This window comes from Pseudomonas sp. lyk4-R2A-10 (assembly GCF_030209075.1).
GTDB lineage: Bacteria > Pseudomonadota > Gammaproteobacteria > Pseudomonadales > Pseudomonadaceae > Aquipseudomonas > Aquipseudomonas glycinae.
Genome location: NZ_JARVSR010000010.1, coordinates 322,568 through 339,550, shown reverse-complemented (window position 1 = coordinate 339,550; position 16,983 = coordinate 322,568). Strand labels below are relative to the sequence as shown.

The following is a 16,983-nucleotide window of genomic DNA, read 5'->3' as shown; positions in this document are numbered from 1 at the left end:
ATGGACTTGTCCGCCTATCTCTCACGGCACGCCAGGGACTACCGCGACACGGCTGCTCTTGGTCTGTGTCTGCGGCAAATGGTCGAAGCCGGCCTCGACCGTCTGCCACTGCCCGGCAGCGGTCGTACGCTGGAGCGCTGGCAACGGCTGTCCGAGGTCGGCGGGCATGATCTGGGGTTGTGCAAACTCTACGAAGGCCATACCGATGCCTTGGCGATCATCGAGCAACTCGGTGGCTCGCCGACGCCCGGCAGTACGTGGGGCATGTGGGCGGCCGAACCACCGCAGGCGCGGGTTCGGGTCAGCCGTTCGGGGCAACTGGTGCGGTTGAACGGGCGCAAGGCCTGGTGCTCCGGGGCGGCGGTGCTCAGTCATGCCCTGCTGACGGCGTGGGATGAGGACGATCGTCAGCAACTGGTCGCGGTGGCCCTCAATCAACCGGGCGTCACCGTGACCGATCAAGGCTGGCAAGCGGTCGGCATGGCGGCCACCGGCAGCGTCGAGGTGCTGTTCGATGAAGTCGAGGCTCAGGCGATCGGTGAGCCTGGCGACTACCTGCAACGGCCGGGATTCTGGCAGGGCGGGATCGGAATCGCCGCGTGCTGGTACGGCGCCGCCAGGGAGATTGGCGAACGCTTGCGCCTGCACTGTGCGCGGCGTGAAGAACCCCACGCACTGGCCAGTCTCGGCGCCGTCGACAGTGCCTTGCACGCCGCCGCCCAAGTGCTGCGTGTCAGTGCCCTGGACATCGACAGCGAGCCGCGGGCCAACGCCGAGTTGCTGGCCCGCCGCGTACGGGCCGTGGTCGAGGACGCCGCTGAACAGGTAATCCGCGAGACCGGTCGGGCACTTGGGGCCGGGCCGTTCTGCAAGGATCCGCACTTTGCCCGTCTGGCGGCCGACTTGCCGGTTTACCTGCGCCAGAGCCACGCTGAACGCGATCTGGCAGCACTGGGCCAACTGATTGCACAGCAATCGCGCGAGGGTTGGGCCCTATGAAGCGCAATCCGATTGTCGGTGAAGGAACCTCCCTCCACGAATGGCAGGGCTCACGCCATCTGGCAGCGGTGGACAGCATCGACATTCTCGATTTGGTACCACCGGGATCCAGGGCGGTGGTGATCGCGCCGCATCCGGACGATGAAGTGCTCGGTTGCGGCGGACTGTTGCAAGCGCTCGCAGCGGCGGGACGCACCCTGCAATTGATCTCGGTCACCGATGGCAGCGCCAGTCATCCAGGTTCGGAGCGCTGGCCGGTGGAACGTCTGAGCGTCGTGCGCCCGCAGGAATCCGCTGAAGCCCTGCGCCGCCTCGGCCTGCCCATGCACCAGTTGCAGTGGCTGCGCGGCGGCTTCCCCGACACTCAGGTCGCCGCGCGCGAGTCGATGCTGTGCCAATACCTGACCCGCTACCTGCAACCCGACGACGTGATCTTCACCACCTGGCGCGAAGACGGCCACAGCGACCACGAGGCTGTCGGCCGCGCCAGCGTCGAAGCGGCGCGGCGCGTGGGCGCGATTTGCCATGAGCTGCCGGTCTGGACCTGGCACTGGGCAACCCCGGAAGACGCCCTCGTGCCCTGGGAGCGGGCGCGCAAGATTCTGCTCAGCCCGGAGCAAATCGCACGCAAGCGTCACGCGGTGCACGCCTTCGCCAGCCAGCTGGAAGGCGATCCCGAAGCGGGCCTGGCCCCGGTGCTCAAACCCTATGTCATCGATCGACTGCTGCAACCGTTCGAGGTGGTCTTTCTATGAGTGTCGAGGATCGCTACTTCGAAGGCCTGTTCGCCGGCAATAACGACCCCTGGGGATTTCGCCAGCGCTGGTACGAGCAGCGCAAACGCCTCGTGACCCTGGCGGCCCTGCCCCGCCCGCACTACCGGGCCATCTTCGAACCGGGCTGTGCCAACGGTGAACTGAGTGCGGCGCTGGCCGAACGCTGCGATCGGCTGTTGTGCTGCGACACCAGCGCCGCCGCAGCCAATCTGGCGCGTACCCGGCTGAGCCTGTTCGACCACGCCGAGGTGCGGCAAGGTCGCTTGCCGGGCGACTGGCCTGAGGAAAAATTCGACCTGATCGTCTTCAGCGAAATCGGCTACTACCTCGACCGGCAAGATCTGACGGAGGTCATCCGTTCCATCAGCGATTCGTTGGCGGCGGACGGTCAATTACTGGCCTGTCACTGGCGCCCGCCCATCGAAGGCTGCCCGCTCAATACACGACAGGTTCACGACCTGATTCACGAACAGTTGCACCTGCCGCGACTGGTCCTGCATCAGGAAGCGGATTTTCTGCTGGAAGTCTGGAGTCGCGAACCGCGTTCGGTGGCCGCACTGGAGGGCTTGCGATGATTGGCATCCTGATTCCTGCGCACAACGAAGAAGAATGGCTAGATGACTGCTTGCACGCTGCCTTGCGGGCTGGCGGACATCCCATGTTGGCGGGTGAACCGGTGGAAATTCTGGTGGTGCTGGACAGCTGCACCGATCGTTCGGCGCACATCGTCAGCCAATACCCGGTGCAAGCCTTGAGCATCGAAGCGCGCAATGTCGGCCAGGCTCGCGCGATTGGCGCACAACAACTGCTTGAGCGCGGTGCGCGCTGGATTTCCTGCTCGGACGCCGACAGCCGCGTTGCCGAAGACTGGCTGGTGGCGCAACTGGGGCTGGGCACCGATGCGGTGTGCGGCACGGTGACGGTCGAGCAGTGGCATGACACGTTCGATGAAGCGGCGCAGATCCGCTATCACCGTGACTACCGGGCCTGCGAAGGTCACCGGCACATCCATGGCGCCAACCTGGGCGTCAGCGCACAAGCCTACGTCCGCGCCGGCGGCTTCGAACCGTTGTCCTGTGATGAGGACGTGCAGCTGGTGCGCCAACTCGAGCGTTCAGGGGCCAGCATCGCCTGGAGTCATCGTCCACAAGTCATTACCAGCGCTCGTCTGGACAGTCGCGCGCGCGGCGGTTTTGGCGACTATCTGCGACAGTTGGCACAGACTGAATAAAAAAAAGCGGATCAGGTTGATCTGTGACGCGACGAACCGCCCGTCTTGAGCAATACTCTGCTGCGCAGCAATCCAGGGTTCGGAGCGCTGTCGGGCTATCCACCAGCCTTCACGGGTCGCACACGCCTGGTATCACCAGCGTCTGGGCGATTGAGGGCGAGACACAACAAGGACGTATCACTCATGAAACCGTTATCCCTCAGCGAGAGCGGCCTGCCGGCGCAGATCTGGAACAGTGCCGCGCAGCTCGACAACATTCCCGTCATCAACACCCACACATTGGTCCCACCCGGTGCCCGCGCCGTGGTCATCGCCCCGCACCCCGGCGATGAAGTGGTGACCTGCGGCGGCCTGCTGCAACTGCTTTCCAGCCTCGGCCATCCCTTGCAACTGCTGTCGATCACCGATGGCAGCGCCAGTCATCCGGGCTCGCGCCAGTGGTCGGAGAAACGCCTGAGCGTGTTTCGCCCGCAGGAGAGTGTCGAAGCCCTGCGCCGTCTGGGATTGCCAATGCACAGCCTGAAATGGGTGCGCGGCGGTTTCACCGACAATGCCCTGCACGATCAGGAATCCCAACTCACCGATTTCATCGCCCGCTACCTGCGCCCCGGCGACGTGGTCTTCAGCACCTGGTGCCAGGACGGCACCGCCGATCATGAAGTGGTCGGCCGGGCCAGCGCCAAAGCGGCACGACAAGTCGGCGCCACCTACCACGATGTGCCGGTCTGGGCCTGGCACTGGCCGGAACGGGATCAGACGCAGATCCCATGGCATCGCGCGCGCAAGCTGCGCCTCGACACCTGGACCGTCGCGCGCAAGAGCCACGCCACCCACGCCTACGCCAGCCAGCTTAATGGCGAACCGGCGATCGGTATCGCGCCGCTGCTGCCCAAGTCGATTCTGGAACGCATGCGCCTGCCCTACGAGATCATCTTCCTCGATTGACGATCCGTCGGCCGAGGGCAGCCACTCAAAGTGAACTGCCCGCGCCCGGATCAGTCGCATGAACAGGCAGTCATGATTCAGAGGAGTGAACGTGTCCAGCGATCCCAAGCGTCACGTCGTCGACGCGCCAGTCATTCACCGCCTGCGGGTATTGACGGTCAATACGCACAAGGGTTTCACCGCGCTCAATCGACGTTTCATCCTTCCGGAACTGCGTGAAGCGGTGCGCAGCACCTCGGCGGATCTGGTGTTTCTGCAGGAAGTGGTGGGCGAACACGAGCGCCATTCCAGTCGCTACCACGAATGGCCGCAAACCTCGCAGTACGAATTCCTCGCCGACAGCATGTGGAGTGATTTTGCCTACGGTCGCAATGCGGTGTATCCCGATGGCCATCACGGCAACGCCCTGCTGTCGAAATACCCGATCCGCGAGTACCGCAACCTCGATGTTTCGATCACAGGTCCCGAACGGCGCGGGCTGTTGCACTGCGTCCTGGATGTGCCGGGGCATGCCGAAGTACATGCCATCTGCGTACACCTGAGCCTGCTCGAAAGCCATCGGCAATTGCAGTTGCAGCTGCTCTGCCAGTTGCTCGAATCCCTGCCCGACAATGCCCCGGTGATCATTGCCGGCGACTTCAATGACTGGCAGTTGCAGGGCAACATCGCCCTCGCCCGCCGCGACTACCTGCACGAAGCTTTCGAACGCCATCACGGCCGCCCGGCCAAGACCTACCCCGCGCGGTTCCCGTTGCTGCGACTCGACCGGGTTTATCTGCGCAATGCCAGCAGTCATAACCCGCAGATCCTCGGCAACAAGCCGTGGACGCATCTCTCGGATCATTTGCCGCTGGCGGTTGAAGTGCATTTGTAGCGCGATACTGACAGCTGACCTTACATACGCAACGATGCGAAATTGGTCGCCAGGCCCGGTTTCGCAGACCGGCTGTCGGCTATAAAACGTCTCTGCCTCGCGGCTTGCGCAGCGATTAGGCCTACAAACAAGAACTTAGATAAATGCGCAAAAACATAAGCTTGCATCACCCGATTTGACTCGACCGCTCATCGTTCAATTTCTTGACGCAACGACTCATGTCTTCTTAGCTCTACCTTACTACCCCCGGAAATACTACTCGGGGCGAGCCTCAGGTCTCCCGCCAAAACGGGGGGCGACGGGCTCGCCACGCTCCATTCGGTCGCCCCTCGTTCGGGGTAGGAGAGACGCCAAGGCGAGATACCACATGCGCTAGCAAGGTAGACCTCCATGAAAACCTCACTCACCTCACAAGAGATCAAAACAACTTTTTGCACTGTTTCAAGTTCTATCTTGCTGTGCTCGTCCATGGAGGCACAGGCGGGTCCTGTGGCGGACGAGGCGACGCCTTGGTATCGCCAGGACATTCCCGTCATGACCCTCCCCGCCACGGTCGTGACCCCGGGGCCGCAACGTTTGAGCCCACAGCCGGATCTGCGCGGGACAAACCTGATTACCGAAGACCTCGCGCCCTCGGCCTGGGAACAACTTTACGGTCCGACGTCCCGTCAGGCGCAAACCGACGTCCTCAGCCCGGGCTTCGCCACACCCGGCACCGGCGACTTCAAGGGCCCCGCCGTGCTGACCCTGAAAAGCAGCAGCGGCCACACCCAGCAGGTCGGCCTGATCGGCGGGGTCAATCAGATCAAGGGCAATGGCAATGGCCTGATCACCAGCCGCGCTCTCGCCGATCCGACCACCGACACCCTCAACCTGCAAGGTCAGAGCCTGGGCGCCTACTACAGCTTGATTGGCCCACAGGGCTGGCACGTTGACTTGTCGGCCAGTGGCGGTCGGGTCAGCGGTTTCAGTCGCAACGAGCAAGGCGCGCGCCTGGCCACCGAAGGCAGCGCGATGACGCTGTCGGTGGAAGGTGGCTTCCCGATCGGTCTGGGTGAAAACTGGGTGGTTGAACCGCAAGCGCAATTGATCAACCAGCGCATCACTCTGGATACGCCGTACGCAGGCTCGGGCAACGCCTCTTCCAGTGACATTACATCGTGGAGCGGCCGGGTCGGTGCGCGCTTGAAAGGCAGCTACGATCTGAACGGGTTGCCCGTTGAGCCCTACGTGCGCACGAACCTGTGGCACACGGTGTACACCGGCGATACGGTGACGCTGGATCAGGTGGACAAGATCAGCAGCAGCCGCAAGTCCTCGACGGTGGAAGTCGGACTGGGACTGGTGGCCAGAATGACGCCGACAGTGAGCCTGTACGTCAGTGCCGACTACAGCAGTGATGTGGACGACAACGACCTGAACGGGTTGATTGGCAGCCTGGGGGTCCGGATGCGGTGGTGAAGGCGCTATCGCTTGCAGGCTAGCTCCCACGTTAGATTGTCAGCGTCGACTGATTTTCTGTGGCAGCCAGCCTGCTGGCGAAAGCAGCGACTCGGTTATGGATCAGACTTCGGGTTTGAGGATCAACACCGCCAGCGGCGGCAGGTTCAGCTCCAGCGACAACGCCTGGCCATGGCTCGCGACCTCTTCGGTGAACGCCCCGCCCCCGTTGCCGTAGTTGGAACCGGCGTAGGTGTCGGCGTCACTGTTGAGCAATTCCTTCCAGCGCCCGGCAAACGGCACGCCCACGCGGTAAGACTGACGCGGCACCGGGGTGAAGTTGGCCACCACCAGCACTGGCGTGCCGTCCTTGCTCCAGCGCAGCCACGCATAGACGCTGTTGATCGCATCGTCGCCGATCAACCACTGAAACCCTTGCGGCGCATCGTCCTGCTCATGCAGCGCCGGCTCTTCGCGGTAGAGCCGGTTGAGGTCGCCGACCAGTTTCTGTACGCCTTTGTGCTCGGAATACTGCAGCAGATACCAGTCCAGCTGCTGATCATGATTCCACTCGCGCCACTGGCCGAACTCGCAACCCATGAACAACAGCTTCTTGCCCGGATGGGTCCACATGAAACTCAGGTAAGCCCGCAGGTTGGCAAATTTCTGCCAGCGATCGCCAGGCATCTTGTCGATCAGCGAATGCTTGCCGTGCACCACTTCGTCGTGGGAAATCGGCAGGATGAAGCGCTCGGACCAGGCGTAGACCAGGCCGAAACTCAACTCGTTGTGGTGATGGGCGCGGTACACCGGATCCTGCTGAATGTAGTGCAGCGAGTCGTGCATCCAGCCCATGTTCCATTTGTAGGCGAAACCGAGACCGCCCTGTTGGGTGCTCTGGCTGACGCCCGGCCACGCCGTGGACTCCTCGGCAATCACCAGTGCGCCCGGTGCTTCCAGTGCCACCACGTCGTTCAAGTGCCGCAGGAAATCGATGGCTTCCAGGTTCTCGCGACCGCCATGACGGTTCGGCACCCACTCGCCGGCCTTGCGCGAATAATCACGATAGAGCATCGACGCCACCGCATCGACCCGCAGCCCGTCGATATGGAAATGCTTGAGCCAGTGCAACGCCGACGCCAGCATGTAGCCGTGCACTTCGGTGCGGCCAAGGTTGTAGATCAGCGTGTCCCAATCCTGGTGGAAGCCTTCCAGTGGATTACCGTATTCGTAGAGCGCGGTGCCGTCGAATTGCGCAAGGCCATGGGTATCGGTCGGGAAATGCGCCGGCACCCAGTCGAGAATCACACCGATGCCGGCCTGGTGACAGGCATTGACGAACTCGCCGAACTGCTCGGGTGTGCCGTATCGCGCACTCGGAGCGAACTGCGACAGCAACTGATAGCCCCATGAACCGCCGAACGGGTGCTCCATGATCGGCATCAGTTCGATGTGGGTGAAACCCAGTTCCTTCACGTAGGGAATCAGCCGCTCGGCGAGCTCCGGCCAGGTGTACTGGCGCGCCACTTCGCCCAGATCGTCGAGTTCGCATTGCCAGGATCCGGCGTGCAATTCATAGATCGACAACGGCGCGTTGTGTTGCTGGCGTTCGCGACGGCCGCTCATCCAGTCCTGATCCTGCCAGTCGATCTGCAACGGCGAGGCGACTTTCGAGGCCGTGTCCGGCGGCAGGCTGGTGGCCAGCGCCATCGGGTCGGCTTTGAGCGGGAGGATGCCGTGGGCGCCGAGGATTTCGTATTTGTACAGCTCGCCCGCCTGCAAGCGTGGAATGAACAGCTCCCAGACCCCGGATGGATGCCGCAAGCGCATCGGATGCCGCCGCCCGTCCCAGACGTTGAAATCGCCGACCACCGACACCCGCCGGGCATTCGGTGCCCACACGGCAAAGCGCACACCGTCGACGCCATCGACGGTTTTCAGCTGCGCGCCAAGGCAACTGCTGAGATCGCGATGGTTGCCTTCGGCGAACAGATACAAATCCATTTCACCGAGCAACTGACCAAAGCTGTAAGGATCTTCCGCGACCTGTTCACCACCGGCCCAGCGGGTGCGCAACAGGTACGGCCGTGAGCCTTCGAAATGCCCGACAAACAGCCCCGGCGTTTCGGTGGCCTCCAGCGGACCGAGCTCTTCGCCACTGTTTTTATCGACGACAGAAACACTCAATGCGCCGGGCAGATACGCCCGGATAAATTGCCCGCCGGCACCATCGCCGTGGGGGCCAAGAATGGAAAACGGGTCGTGGTGTTCTGCGCGCACTAAAGCATCAATGTCTTTTGCAGTGGGCAGCAATCTTTCTTTAGCGTGACCCTGTTCCCTGTTCGAGAAACTCATGACTACTCTCCACCAAGATCGGAAAAGGGTTTGAGCCCCGTCAATAACCCATACAGACCGTGCAGCGGCACGGGCAGCCAGGTGGGGCGATTTTCGGCTTCATAGGCCACTTCGTAGGCCGCTTTCTCCAGACCGAACAACGCCAGTGCGGCGTCGGCACCTTCAGGATCTTGCCAGGCATGATCAAGACTAGCTGCCGCTTGGCGATATGCCTGGAGAAATGCTTCCCGGGCTTCACGCAGGTAACGCTCCGTGACCCGCCGACGCGCGGCTTCGGCCTCGGGGCTGTTGTCGACGTTGTGTACATTCAGCGCCATCGCGGCGGCATAGTCGAAGGAGCGCAGCACTCCGCTGACGTCCTTGTACGGACTGTGCTTGCCACGGCGCTCGGCCAGTGGCCGCGCCGGTTCGCCCTCGAAGTCGATCAGGTAGGCATCGCCCTTGATTACCAGCACCTGTCCCAAATGCAGGTCGCCGTGCACACGAATCCGTAGACCGCCGGCGGATTGCTTGGCCAGTTCCTGCACGTGGGCAAGGATGGCTTTCTTGTGGTCGAGTAGCCGACCGACCAGCTTCTGATCCGCCGCATCGAGCTCGCCCTGATGCTGTTTGAGCAGCTTCAGGGCATGCTCGACCTGCGCCGCGACATCCTTACCCGTCGCCTGCGCATCCTTGGCCGAACTGACTTGCGGCGCGAAGTCCTGGTTGTCGCTCGGCGCTGCCAGCACCTGATGCATTTCCCCCAGACGCTGGCCGAGCATCCCGGCGAAATCCTTCAGTTCACCCAAGGCGTTGTAGTGCTGCGCCTGCTCGGACACGGCGTCGGCCAGCTCGTCGCGCAGCGCCCGTTCGAGGTTGTTCTGCGTCCATTCCCAGGCGTCGCCCTGATTGCTCAGATAGCCCTGCGCAATCATCAGCAAGTTGTCCTCGCCCTTCCCGTCGCGGCGAATCACCGAGCCCAGCAGCGGAGAGATATTGGCAAATCCAGCAGCGGTCAGGTAAGCGCTCATCTCCAGTTCCGGGTGTACGCCGGACGCGACTTTGCGGATCAGCTTGAGCACCAGACTGTTGCCGATCACCACCGAACTGTTGGATTGCTCGGCGGACAGATAGCGCACTTCGGACTCTGCGCCCAGGCCAAGTTTTTCCAGTTGCGGCGTTGCCTCGAAACGGATCTCGCCCTCAATGGATTCGAGCACCGTGCCGCCCTGCATGCCTTGCAGCACCGCGCGAATAAACGCTTCAAGACTGAAGGCATCGGTAATCAACCCGACCTGACGCACCCGGCGTACCCGCGCCAAAGCCAGTTGCTGCGGCAATGCCGGCCCGACCTGATCTTCCGAAATAAAGCCGAACGGCAATTGATAACGGCTGGTCTGTCCGCCGCTCTGCACTTCGATTTCGCTGAGCAACACCGGATGCTGTGCGTCGCCGAAGCGCACGCCGTAGGCCAGTTTCACTTGATCGATGGCGGCGTCCTTGCCGGCGAACCAGCGGCGGTTCTGCAGCCAGTTCGGCAGGATCGCCTGTTCGAGGGTTGCCCGGGACGGCGCCTCGAGCAGTTCCTCCATACGCTTTTTCAGCACCAGTGTAGTGAAGTCCGGCAGGCTCTGCGCCGGCTCGACGTGCCAGCTCGGCATCTGGTTTTCCGCCGCCAGACCGAACCAGTAGAAACCGTAGGGCGGCAGGGTCAGCAGGAAATTCAACTGGCCAATGGGCGGAAACGCGTTACCGCCGAGCATTTCCACCGGCACCATGCCGACGTAGGCCGACAGGTCGAGCTCCACCGCTTGTGCGCTGCGCGATACGTTGGCCACGCACAGAATGATTTCATGCTTGCCGTCCGGCCCGGTGTATTCGCGGGTGTAGGCCAGCACGCGACGGTTGGCCGGCGACAGCATCTTCAAAGTACCGCGGCCGAACGCCTTGGATTGCTTGCGCACGGTCAGCAGGCGTCGGGTCCAGTTCAGCAGCGAATGCGGGTCACCAGCCTGGGTTTCGACGTTGACCGACTGGTAGCCGTATTGCGGGTCCATGATCGGCGGCAATACCAGACTGGCCGGGTCGGCGCGGGAGAAGCCGCCGTTGCGGTCGATCGACCATTGCATCGGTGTGCGTACACCGTCGCGGTCGCCGAGGTAGATGTTGTCGCCCATGCCGATTTCATCGCCGTAATACAGGGTCGGCGTGCCGGGCATCGACAGCAGCAGACTGTTGAGCAGTTCGATGCGGCGGCGGTCACGCTCCATCAACGGCGCCAGACGCCGGCGGATGCCAAGGTTGATCCGCGCACGACGGTCGGCGGCGTAGTAATTCCAGAGGTAGTCGCGCTCCTTGTCGGTGACCATTTCCAGCGTCAGCTCATCGTGGTTGCGCAGGAAGATCGCCCATTGACAGTTGGCCGGGATTTCCGGGGTCTGACGCAGGATGTCGGTGATCGGGAAGCGATCTTCCTGGGCCAGCGCCATGTACATGCGCGGCATCAACGGGAAGTGGAACGCCATGTGACACTCGTCACCGTTCACGCCCTCGGCGTCGGTGTCGCCGAAGTACAGCTGGGTGTCTTCCGGCCATTGATTGGCTTCGGCCAGCAGCATGCGATCGGGGTAGTTGGCGTCGATTTCAGCACGGATCTGCTTGAGGACGTCATGGGTTTCCGGGAGGTTTTCGTTGTTGGTGCCGTCGCGTTCGATCAGGTATGGAATCGCATCCAGGCGCAGGCCGTCGATGCCCATGTCCAGCCAGTAGCGCATCACCGAGAGCACGGCTTTCATGACTTGCGGGTTATCGAAGTTGAGATCCGGCTGGTGCGAATAGAAGCGGTGCCAGAAGTACTGACCGGCCACCGGATCCCAGGTCCAGTTGGACTTTTCGGTGTCGAGAAAAATGATCCGCGTACCGTCGTATTTCTGGTCGTCATCCGACCACACATAGAAGTCGCGCGCCGCCGAACCGGGCTTGGCCTTGCGCGCCCGCTGGAACCACGGGTGCTGATCAGAGGTGTGGTTGATGACCAGTTCGGTGATCACCCGCAACCCGCGTTTATGCGCTTCGGCAATGAACCGCTTGGCATCGGCCATCGTCCCGTAATCGCTGTGCACGCCTCGATATTCGGCGATGTCGTAACCATCGTCGCGGCGTGGCGAGGGGTAGAACGGCAACAGCCAGATGGTGTTGACGCCAAGATCGGCGATGTAATCGAGTTTGGCGATCAGGCCGGGAAAGTCGCCGATCCCGTCGTTGTTGGAGTCGAAAAAGGATTTGACGTGAACTTGATAGATGACCGCGTCCTTGTACCAGAGCGGATCCTTGATGAAGGTGGCTGCCTTGGGTTTCTTCGCCATGTGAAACTCCTGTTGAATTCTATAGACACGGTGAGCCGATCACTTGGCTCGCAAACGATGAGCAACCTGTGGGATCTGTGTTCAGGCGGTGATCCGCCAGATTCCGAACGGCTGGTAAGCCGGGTCGATCCGCATGAACTGGTACTTGCCGTGCCAGTCCCAGCGATGGCCGTTCATCAGGTCTTCGCCGTGGGTCGTGGCATCATCCGGCAGGCCCATTTCCCACAGCGGCAGCTCGAAATTCGCTTCCTGAACGTTATGCGGATCGAGGCTGACGGCCACCAGAATGAAGTTGCTGCCGTCCGCGCTGCGCTTGCCGAAATACAGAATGTTGTCGTTCCAGGCGTTGTAGATCTTCAGGCCAAGATGACTGTGCAGCGCCGGGTTCTGGCGGCGAATGCGGTTGAGCTGGGCGATCTCGGCAATGATGTTGCCGGGCTGGTTGAAGTCGCGGACGCGGATCTCGTACTTCTCCGAATCAAGATATTCCTCCTTGCCCGGCACCGGCGCCGATTCACACAGCTCGAATCCCGAATACATGCCCCACAGGCCCGAGCCCATGGTCGCCAGCGCGGCGCGGATGAGAAATCCGGGACGTCCCGATTCATGCAGGAACGCCGGGTTGATGTCCGGGGTGTTGACGAAGAAATTCGGCCGGTAGCATTCGCGCCACGGTGATTCATTGAGTTCGCTGAAGTAGGTCGCCAGTTCGACCTTGGTGTTACGCCAGGTGAAATAGGTGTAGCTCTGGGTGTAACCGACCTTGCCCAGCCGCGCCATCATCGCCGGCGTAGTGAAAGCTTCAGCGAGGAAGATCACTTCCGGGTACAACGTACGGACATCGGCGATCAACCATTGCCAGAACGGCAGCGGCTTGGTGTGCGGGTTGTCGACGCGAAAGATCTTCACGCCCTCCTGCACCCAGCCGACCACGATGTCGCGCAACTCGACCCACAGGCTCGGAATCGCTTCCGGCGCGTAGAAGTCGACGTTGACGATGTCCTGGTATTTCTTCGGCGGGTTCTCCGCGTATTTGATCGTGCCGTCCGGCCGCCAGTTGAACCAGCCCGGATGCTGCTTGAGCCACGGGTGATCCTGGGAACACTGGATGGCGAAGTCGAGGGCGATTTCCAGCCCATGGTCAGCGGCTGCGGCCACCAGCCGGCGGAAGTCCTCACGGGTGCCGAGTTGCGAGTGAATCGCTTCGTGCCCACCCTCCTCGCTGCCGATCGCATACGGGCTGCCGGGATCGTCCGGGCCGGCGGTCAGGGAATTGTTGCGACCCTTGCGATGGCTGCGACCAATCGGGTGGATCGGCGTGAAATACAACACGTCGAAGCCCATGTCCTGAATCATCGGCAGGCGCGCGTGCACGTCATTGAAGGTGCCGTGGCGGGCGGGATCGTCGGTGATCGAGCGGGGAAACAGTTCGTACCAACTGGCGAATTCCGCCAATTCGCGCTCGACGTCCACCGGGAATTCCGGACTGATGCTCAAGTAGGCGCGATGATCGGCCTCGGCCATCAGCTGCGCACTGCGCGAGTGCAGGAACAACGCGACCTGCTCGGTTTCGAGCAGGCCGGACAATTCGTGGTGCAAGGCTGCCAGTTGTTCGCTCAGCTGACCTTCGCTGCGCTCGGCAGCTTGCTGCACCATGTTGCGTCCTTCTTGCAGCTCGAGGCTGACCGGGACGGCGGCGGTGTGCTTTTTCTCCAGTTCGTACTGAAAACTGGCGAACTGGTCGATCCACGCCTCGATCAGGAACAGGTAGCGGCCCATGCGCTGTGGCTGAAACACACCGCGCCAGCCGTTGTTGCCCTGATCGCTCATGACTTCGGTCTGCCAGGTCTCATCGCCCTCTTCGCGCCAGCGGATGCGCACCGCCAGTTTGTCGTGACCGTCAGCGAACACCTTGCTGGTGACCACGATCTCCCGGCCTGCGATTGCCTTGACGGCAAACTGTCCGCCGTCGAGGGTCGGCGCAGTGTTTTCTATGACGATGCGCGGCAGCAGCAGGGCCTGCGACAGCGGTATATGCGGGTTGTAGCTCTGTTCCGAGGGTTTTTCAGCAGTCATTGAGCATCTCTCCTTAACGCCCCAAGGACGCTCGTTTGCCTGTTTGGCGGTCACGGCCGGGCCTGCGCCCGATGATGAACTCTCTCAGGTTCCGAGCGACTGACGCCGGGAAAAGTTCACAGGGATTTGCCCCGCCACAAAATCGGATCGATTTCGCAGTGAAGTGGTCAATCCACTTAAGCACTTCCCACGCCAAGTGCCACACGGAGGTTCACCCGATGACTATCCCGATTCCGGCCGAAACACCCGATCCGAACATCGACAAACCGGTCTTGCCCGAGACCGAACCGCAACCGATCCCTGAACAGGAACCGCCGGGCACCACGCCACCGCCCAAGGAGGAACCGCCGACGACCATGCCGCCGGTAATCGTCTGATCAACGCGGGTCGTTGTGGTCTTTCTCGATGCGGTCTTTCTCAATGTGATCCTTTTCGAAGACTCTGACGATCCGTGGCATGACACTGAAGATCCCCAAAGCGAGCAACGTACTGAGCAGCGCCGTCGCCTCGCGGCCCAGCCCGGCCGCGACGCCAATGGCGGCGGTCATCCACAAACCGGCGGCGGTGGTCAGGCCCTTGACGTGGCCTTCGTCGCCTTCGTGGTTTTTGAGGATGGTGCCGGCACCGAGAAAGCCGATCCCGGCAATCACCCCCTGCACCACCCGGCTCATCGCATCGGCCTGGGAACCGGATAATTGCGGCACCAGTACAAACAGCGCCGCCCCGAGTGCCACCAGCATGTGCGTTCGCACCCCGGCGGCCTTGCCCTTGTGTTCGCGCTCGAAGCCGAGAATGCCGCCCAATATTGCCGCCATCAGCAGGCGCACGGTGATCCGGGTCAGCTGCGAGGCGTCGCCGATGTCGGCGAATTCCGCTTGCAGGGTTTCCCACACTTCATGCCACCAGGCGTTCATCGTCCAGTCCTTGTAATGAGTTGATAAAGGATGGACAGCGCCGACCATTAATCGGTTGCGTAGAACGATCTGCAGATCCGCGCACCCTAACGTCTAAGACTCCCGTGAAAAAAGGACAAGCCCATGCCCCTTCGTATCGATGAAAGCAATCCGGACTCGAAAGTCTGTTTTTTCACCGTTGAAAACGGTGAGGAAATCCGGATCTGTGACACGCTGGAAGTCAGAACAGATAGCGAAAAAGCCATGTCGTTCGTCGAAGTGGAAGGACGGCGCATCTACGTCACCGAAGCCGAAGCTGATGCATTGACCGTCGCAGGCGCCCGGGACGGACGCAAACACCTGAAGGCCGACGACAGTGATTCGGTGATTTGACTGACCTCGGTCAACAACCGGCGCAGGCGTCTGGGATAGGCATCTGCGCCTTGGCCTGCGGGCTGCTTCAAGTTGTCGCAGGCGTGGCTGCAAAACTCATCTGATACGCTTTTTATTGGAATACCTGAGTCTGTTATGCAAACAGATCGGCGCTCATAGTTCCCTGGCCTGATGGAGGCTGATGAGCGAACGACCATGAGCGAACGAATCCCCGTCCGAACCGTAGAAGCATCTCCCCGGATAAAAAAAGTACCGGCGCGCCCAATGAAGGCGAAACACGCCACCAGCGACAACCAGATTTTCACCCGCAGCTTCACCGGCCTGTTCCGCACCCTGCGCATGAGTGGCGCGGGTTTTCTGTTCCTGCTGTTTTTCGGCACAGTGTGGCTGAACTGGGGCGGTCGTCAGGCGGTGCTTTGGGACCTTTCCGAAAGCAAATTCCACATCTTTGGCGCGACCTTCTGGCCGCAGGATTTCATTCTGCTGTCGGCGCTGCTGATCATCGCCGCGTTCGGCCTGTTCGCGATTACCGTGTTCGCCGGCCGGGTCTGGTGTGGTTACACCTGCCCGCAGAGTTCGTGGACGTGGATCTTCATGTGGTGCGAGAAGATCACCGAGGGCGAGCGCAACCAGCGGATCAAGCTGCAAGCAGCGCCGTGGAGCCTGAACAAACTGGCGCGGCGTGCGGCCAAGCACACGCTGTGGCTGGCGATCAGCGTGCTGACCGGTCTGACCTTCGTCGGTTACTTCACCCCGATCCGGCCGCTGGCCGAAGAACTGCTGACCTTGCAGATCGGCGGCGTCAGCTTGTTCTGGGTGCTGTTTTTCACCGCCGCCACCTACATCAATGCCGGTTGGCTGCGTGAAGCGGTGTGCATGCACATGTGCCCGTATGCGCGGTTCCAGAGCGTGATGTTCGACAAGGACACCCTGGCGATTTCCTACGACGTGGCCCGTGGCGAAAACCGTGGCCCGCGCAAACGCGAGGTGAAACCGGCCGAAGCCGGACTCGGCGATTGCATCGATTGCCAGTTGTGCGTGCAGGTCTGCCCGACCGGCATCGACATCCGCGACGGCCTGCAAATGGAATGCATCGGCTGCGCGGCGTGCATCGACGCCTGCGACTCGATCATGGACAAGATGAATTACCCCCGTGGTTTGATTCGCTATACCTCCGAGCGTGAGTTGCAGGGTGGCAAGACGCATCTGCTGCGCCCGCGTCTGATCGGCTACGTGGCGGTGCTGGTGGTCATGATCGGCGCCCTAGCCTTAGCGCTGGTTGAACGGCCAATGGTGTCGCTGGACGTGACCAAGGACCGTGGCCTGTTCCGCGAGAACGGTCAGGGCCAGATCGAAAACATCTACACCCTCAAGGTCATCAACAAAACCCAGCAGCGCCAGAACTACAACCTGACGTTGGTGGACGGCGACGGCTTCCAGTTGCATGGCAAGACCGAACTGAGCCTGGCGCCGGGTGAGATCGTCGATGTGCCGGTGTCGGTGGCAATGACCACGGAACGCGCGGCCAGCAGTTCGCAGACCTTGAGCTTCAAGATTGCCGACAGTGATGAGCCTGAGGTTTATAGCGTGGCGAAGAGCCGGTTTGTTGCGCCGATGAATCGCTGATCCCTTAGAATCGCCCCCTCACCCCAGCCCT

Annotated in this window: 14 protein-coding genes; 10 read left to right on the top strand and 4 right to left on the bottom strand. The window is 61.7% G+C overall.

Annotated elements, in window-relative coordinates:
- From QRN46_RS15065 to QRN46_RS15035, 7 genes are all read left to right on the top strand, one after another.
- On the top strand, positions 1-999 hold the full coding sequence (locus tag QRN46_RS15065; RefSeq protein WP_285355567.1) for an acyl-CoA dehydrogenase family protein: 999 nt from the start codon (positions 1-3) through the stop codon (positions 997-999).
- Positions 996-1,754 (top strand): PIG-L deacetylase family protein, encoded by a 759-nt coding sequence (locus QRN46_RS15060; RefSeq protein ID WP_285355564.1) that lies wholly within the window; start codon positions 996-998, stop codon positions 1,752-1,754. The genes QRN46_RS15065 and QRN46_RS15060 overlap by 4 nt, the downstream gene beginning before the upstream one ends.
- On the top strand, positions 1,751-2,350 hold the full coding sequence (locus QRN46_RS15055; RefSeq protein ID WP_221614732.1) for an SAM-dependent methyltransferase: 600 nt from the start codon (positions 1,751-1,753) through the stop codon (positions 2,348-2,350). Before QRN46_RS15060 ends, QRN46_RS15055 begins: the two co-directional genes overlap by 4 nt.
- Positions 2,347-3,006, top strand: coding sequence for a glycosyltransferase family 2 protein (locus QRN46_RS15050; RefSeq protein ID WP_011333959.1), 660 nt, complete (start codon positions 2,347-2,349; stop codon positions 3,004-3,006). Before QRN46_RS15055 ends, QRN46_RS15050 begins: the two co-directional genes overlap by 4 nt.
- Before the next feature lie 183 nt (positions 3,007-3,189).
- On the top strand, positions 3,190-3,951 hold the full coding sequence (locus QRN46_RS15045; protein WP_011333958.1) for a PIG-L deacetylase family protein: 762 nt from the start codon (positions 3,190-3,192) through the stop codon (positions 3,949-3,951).
- Positions 3,952-4,042: 91 nt separating this feature from the next.
- A complete protein-coding gene (locus tag QRN46_RS15040) occupies positions 4,043-4,825 on the top strand; it encodes an endonuclease/exonuclease/phosphatase family protein (protein ID WP_221614735.1) in 783 nt (260 codons plus the stop codon).
- Positions 4,826-5,215: 390 nt separating this feature from the next.
- Positions 5,216-6,286 carry an autotransporter domain-containing protein gene (locus tag QRN46_RS15035; protein WP_285355559.1) on the top strand — a complete coding sequence of 357 codons (1,071 nt, stop codon included), beginning with the start codon at positions 5,216-5,218 and terminating at the stop codon, positions 6,284-6,286.
- A gap of 102 nt (positions 6,287-6,388) precedes the next feature.
- Here the strand turns inward: QRN46_RS15035 and glgB are convergent, their stop codons facing one another.
- The 3 genes from glgB to QRN46_RS15020 form a co-directional block, all read right to left on the bottom strand.
- Positions 6,389-8,620, bottom strand: coding sequence for a 1,4-alpha-glucan branching protein GlgB (gene glgB, locus QRN46_RS15030; protein WP_285355558.1), 2,232 nt, complete (start codon positions 8,618-8,620; stop codon positions 6,389-6,391).
- Between the two features lie 2 nt (positions 8,621-8,622).
- Positions 8,623-11,964, bottom strand: coding sequence for a maltose alpha-D-glucosyltransferase (gene treS, locus QRN46_RS15025; protein WP_285355556.1), 3,342 nt, complete (start codon positions 11,962-11,964; stop codon positions 8,623-8,625).
- A gap of 81 nt (positions 11,965-12,045) precedes the next feature.
- Positions 12,046-14,040, bottom strand: a complete 1,995-nt coding sequence (locus tag QRN46_RS15020; protein WP_285355554.1) for an alpha-1,4-glucan--maltose-1-phosphate maltosyltransferase — start codon at positions 14,038-14,040, stop codon at positions 12,046-12,048.
- 218 nt (positions 14,041-14,258) lie between these two features.
- Here QRN46_RS15020 and QRN46_RS15015 point away from each other — a divergent pair, with 218 nt between their 5' ends.
- A complete protein-coding gene (locus tag QRN46_RS15015) occupies positions 14,259-14,417 on the top strand; it encodes a hypothetical protein (protein WP_007952133.1) in 159 nt (52 codons plus the stop codon).
- Here the strand turns inward: QRN46_RS15015 and QRN46_RS15010 are convergent, their stop codons facing one another.
- On the bottom strand, positions 14,418-14,954 hold the full coding sequence (locus QRN46_RS15010) for an MgtC/SapB family protein (protein WP_041475257.1): 537 nt from the start codon (positions 14,952-14,954) through the stop codon (positions 14,418-14,420).
- Positions 14,955-15,077: 123 nt separating this feature from the next.
- On the opposite strand from QRN46_RS15010, the gene QRN46_RS15005 reads away from it, so the two are divergent.
- A complete protein-coding gene (locus QRN46_RS15005; protein ID WP_011333950.1) occupies positions 15,078-15,326 on the top strand; it encodes a DUF3203 family protein in 249 nt (82 codons plus the stop codon).
- Positions 15,327-15,521: 195 nt separating this feature from the next.
- Positions 15,522-16,952: a cytochrome c oxidase accessory protein CcoG gene (gene ccoG, locus QRN46_RS15000; RefSeq protein ID WP_285355553.1), complete on the top strand. Its 1,431-nt coding sequence runs from the start codon at positions 15,522-15,524 to the stop codon at positions 16,950-16,952.
- Positions 16,953-16,983: the final 31 nt, after the last annotated feature.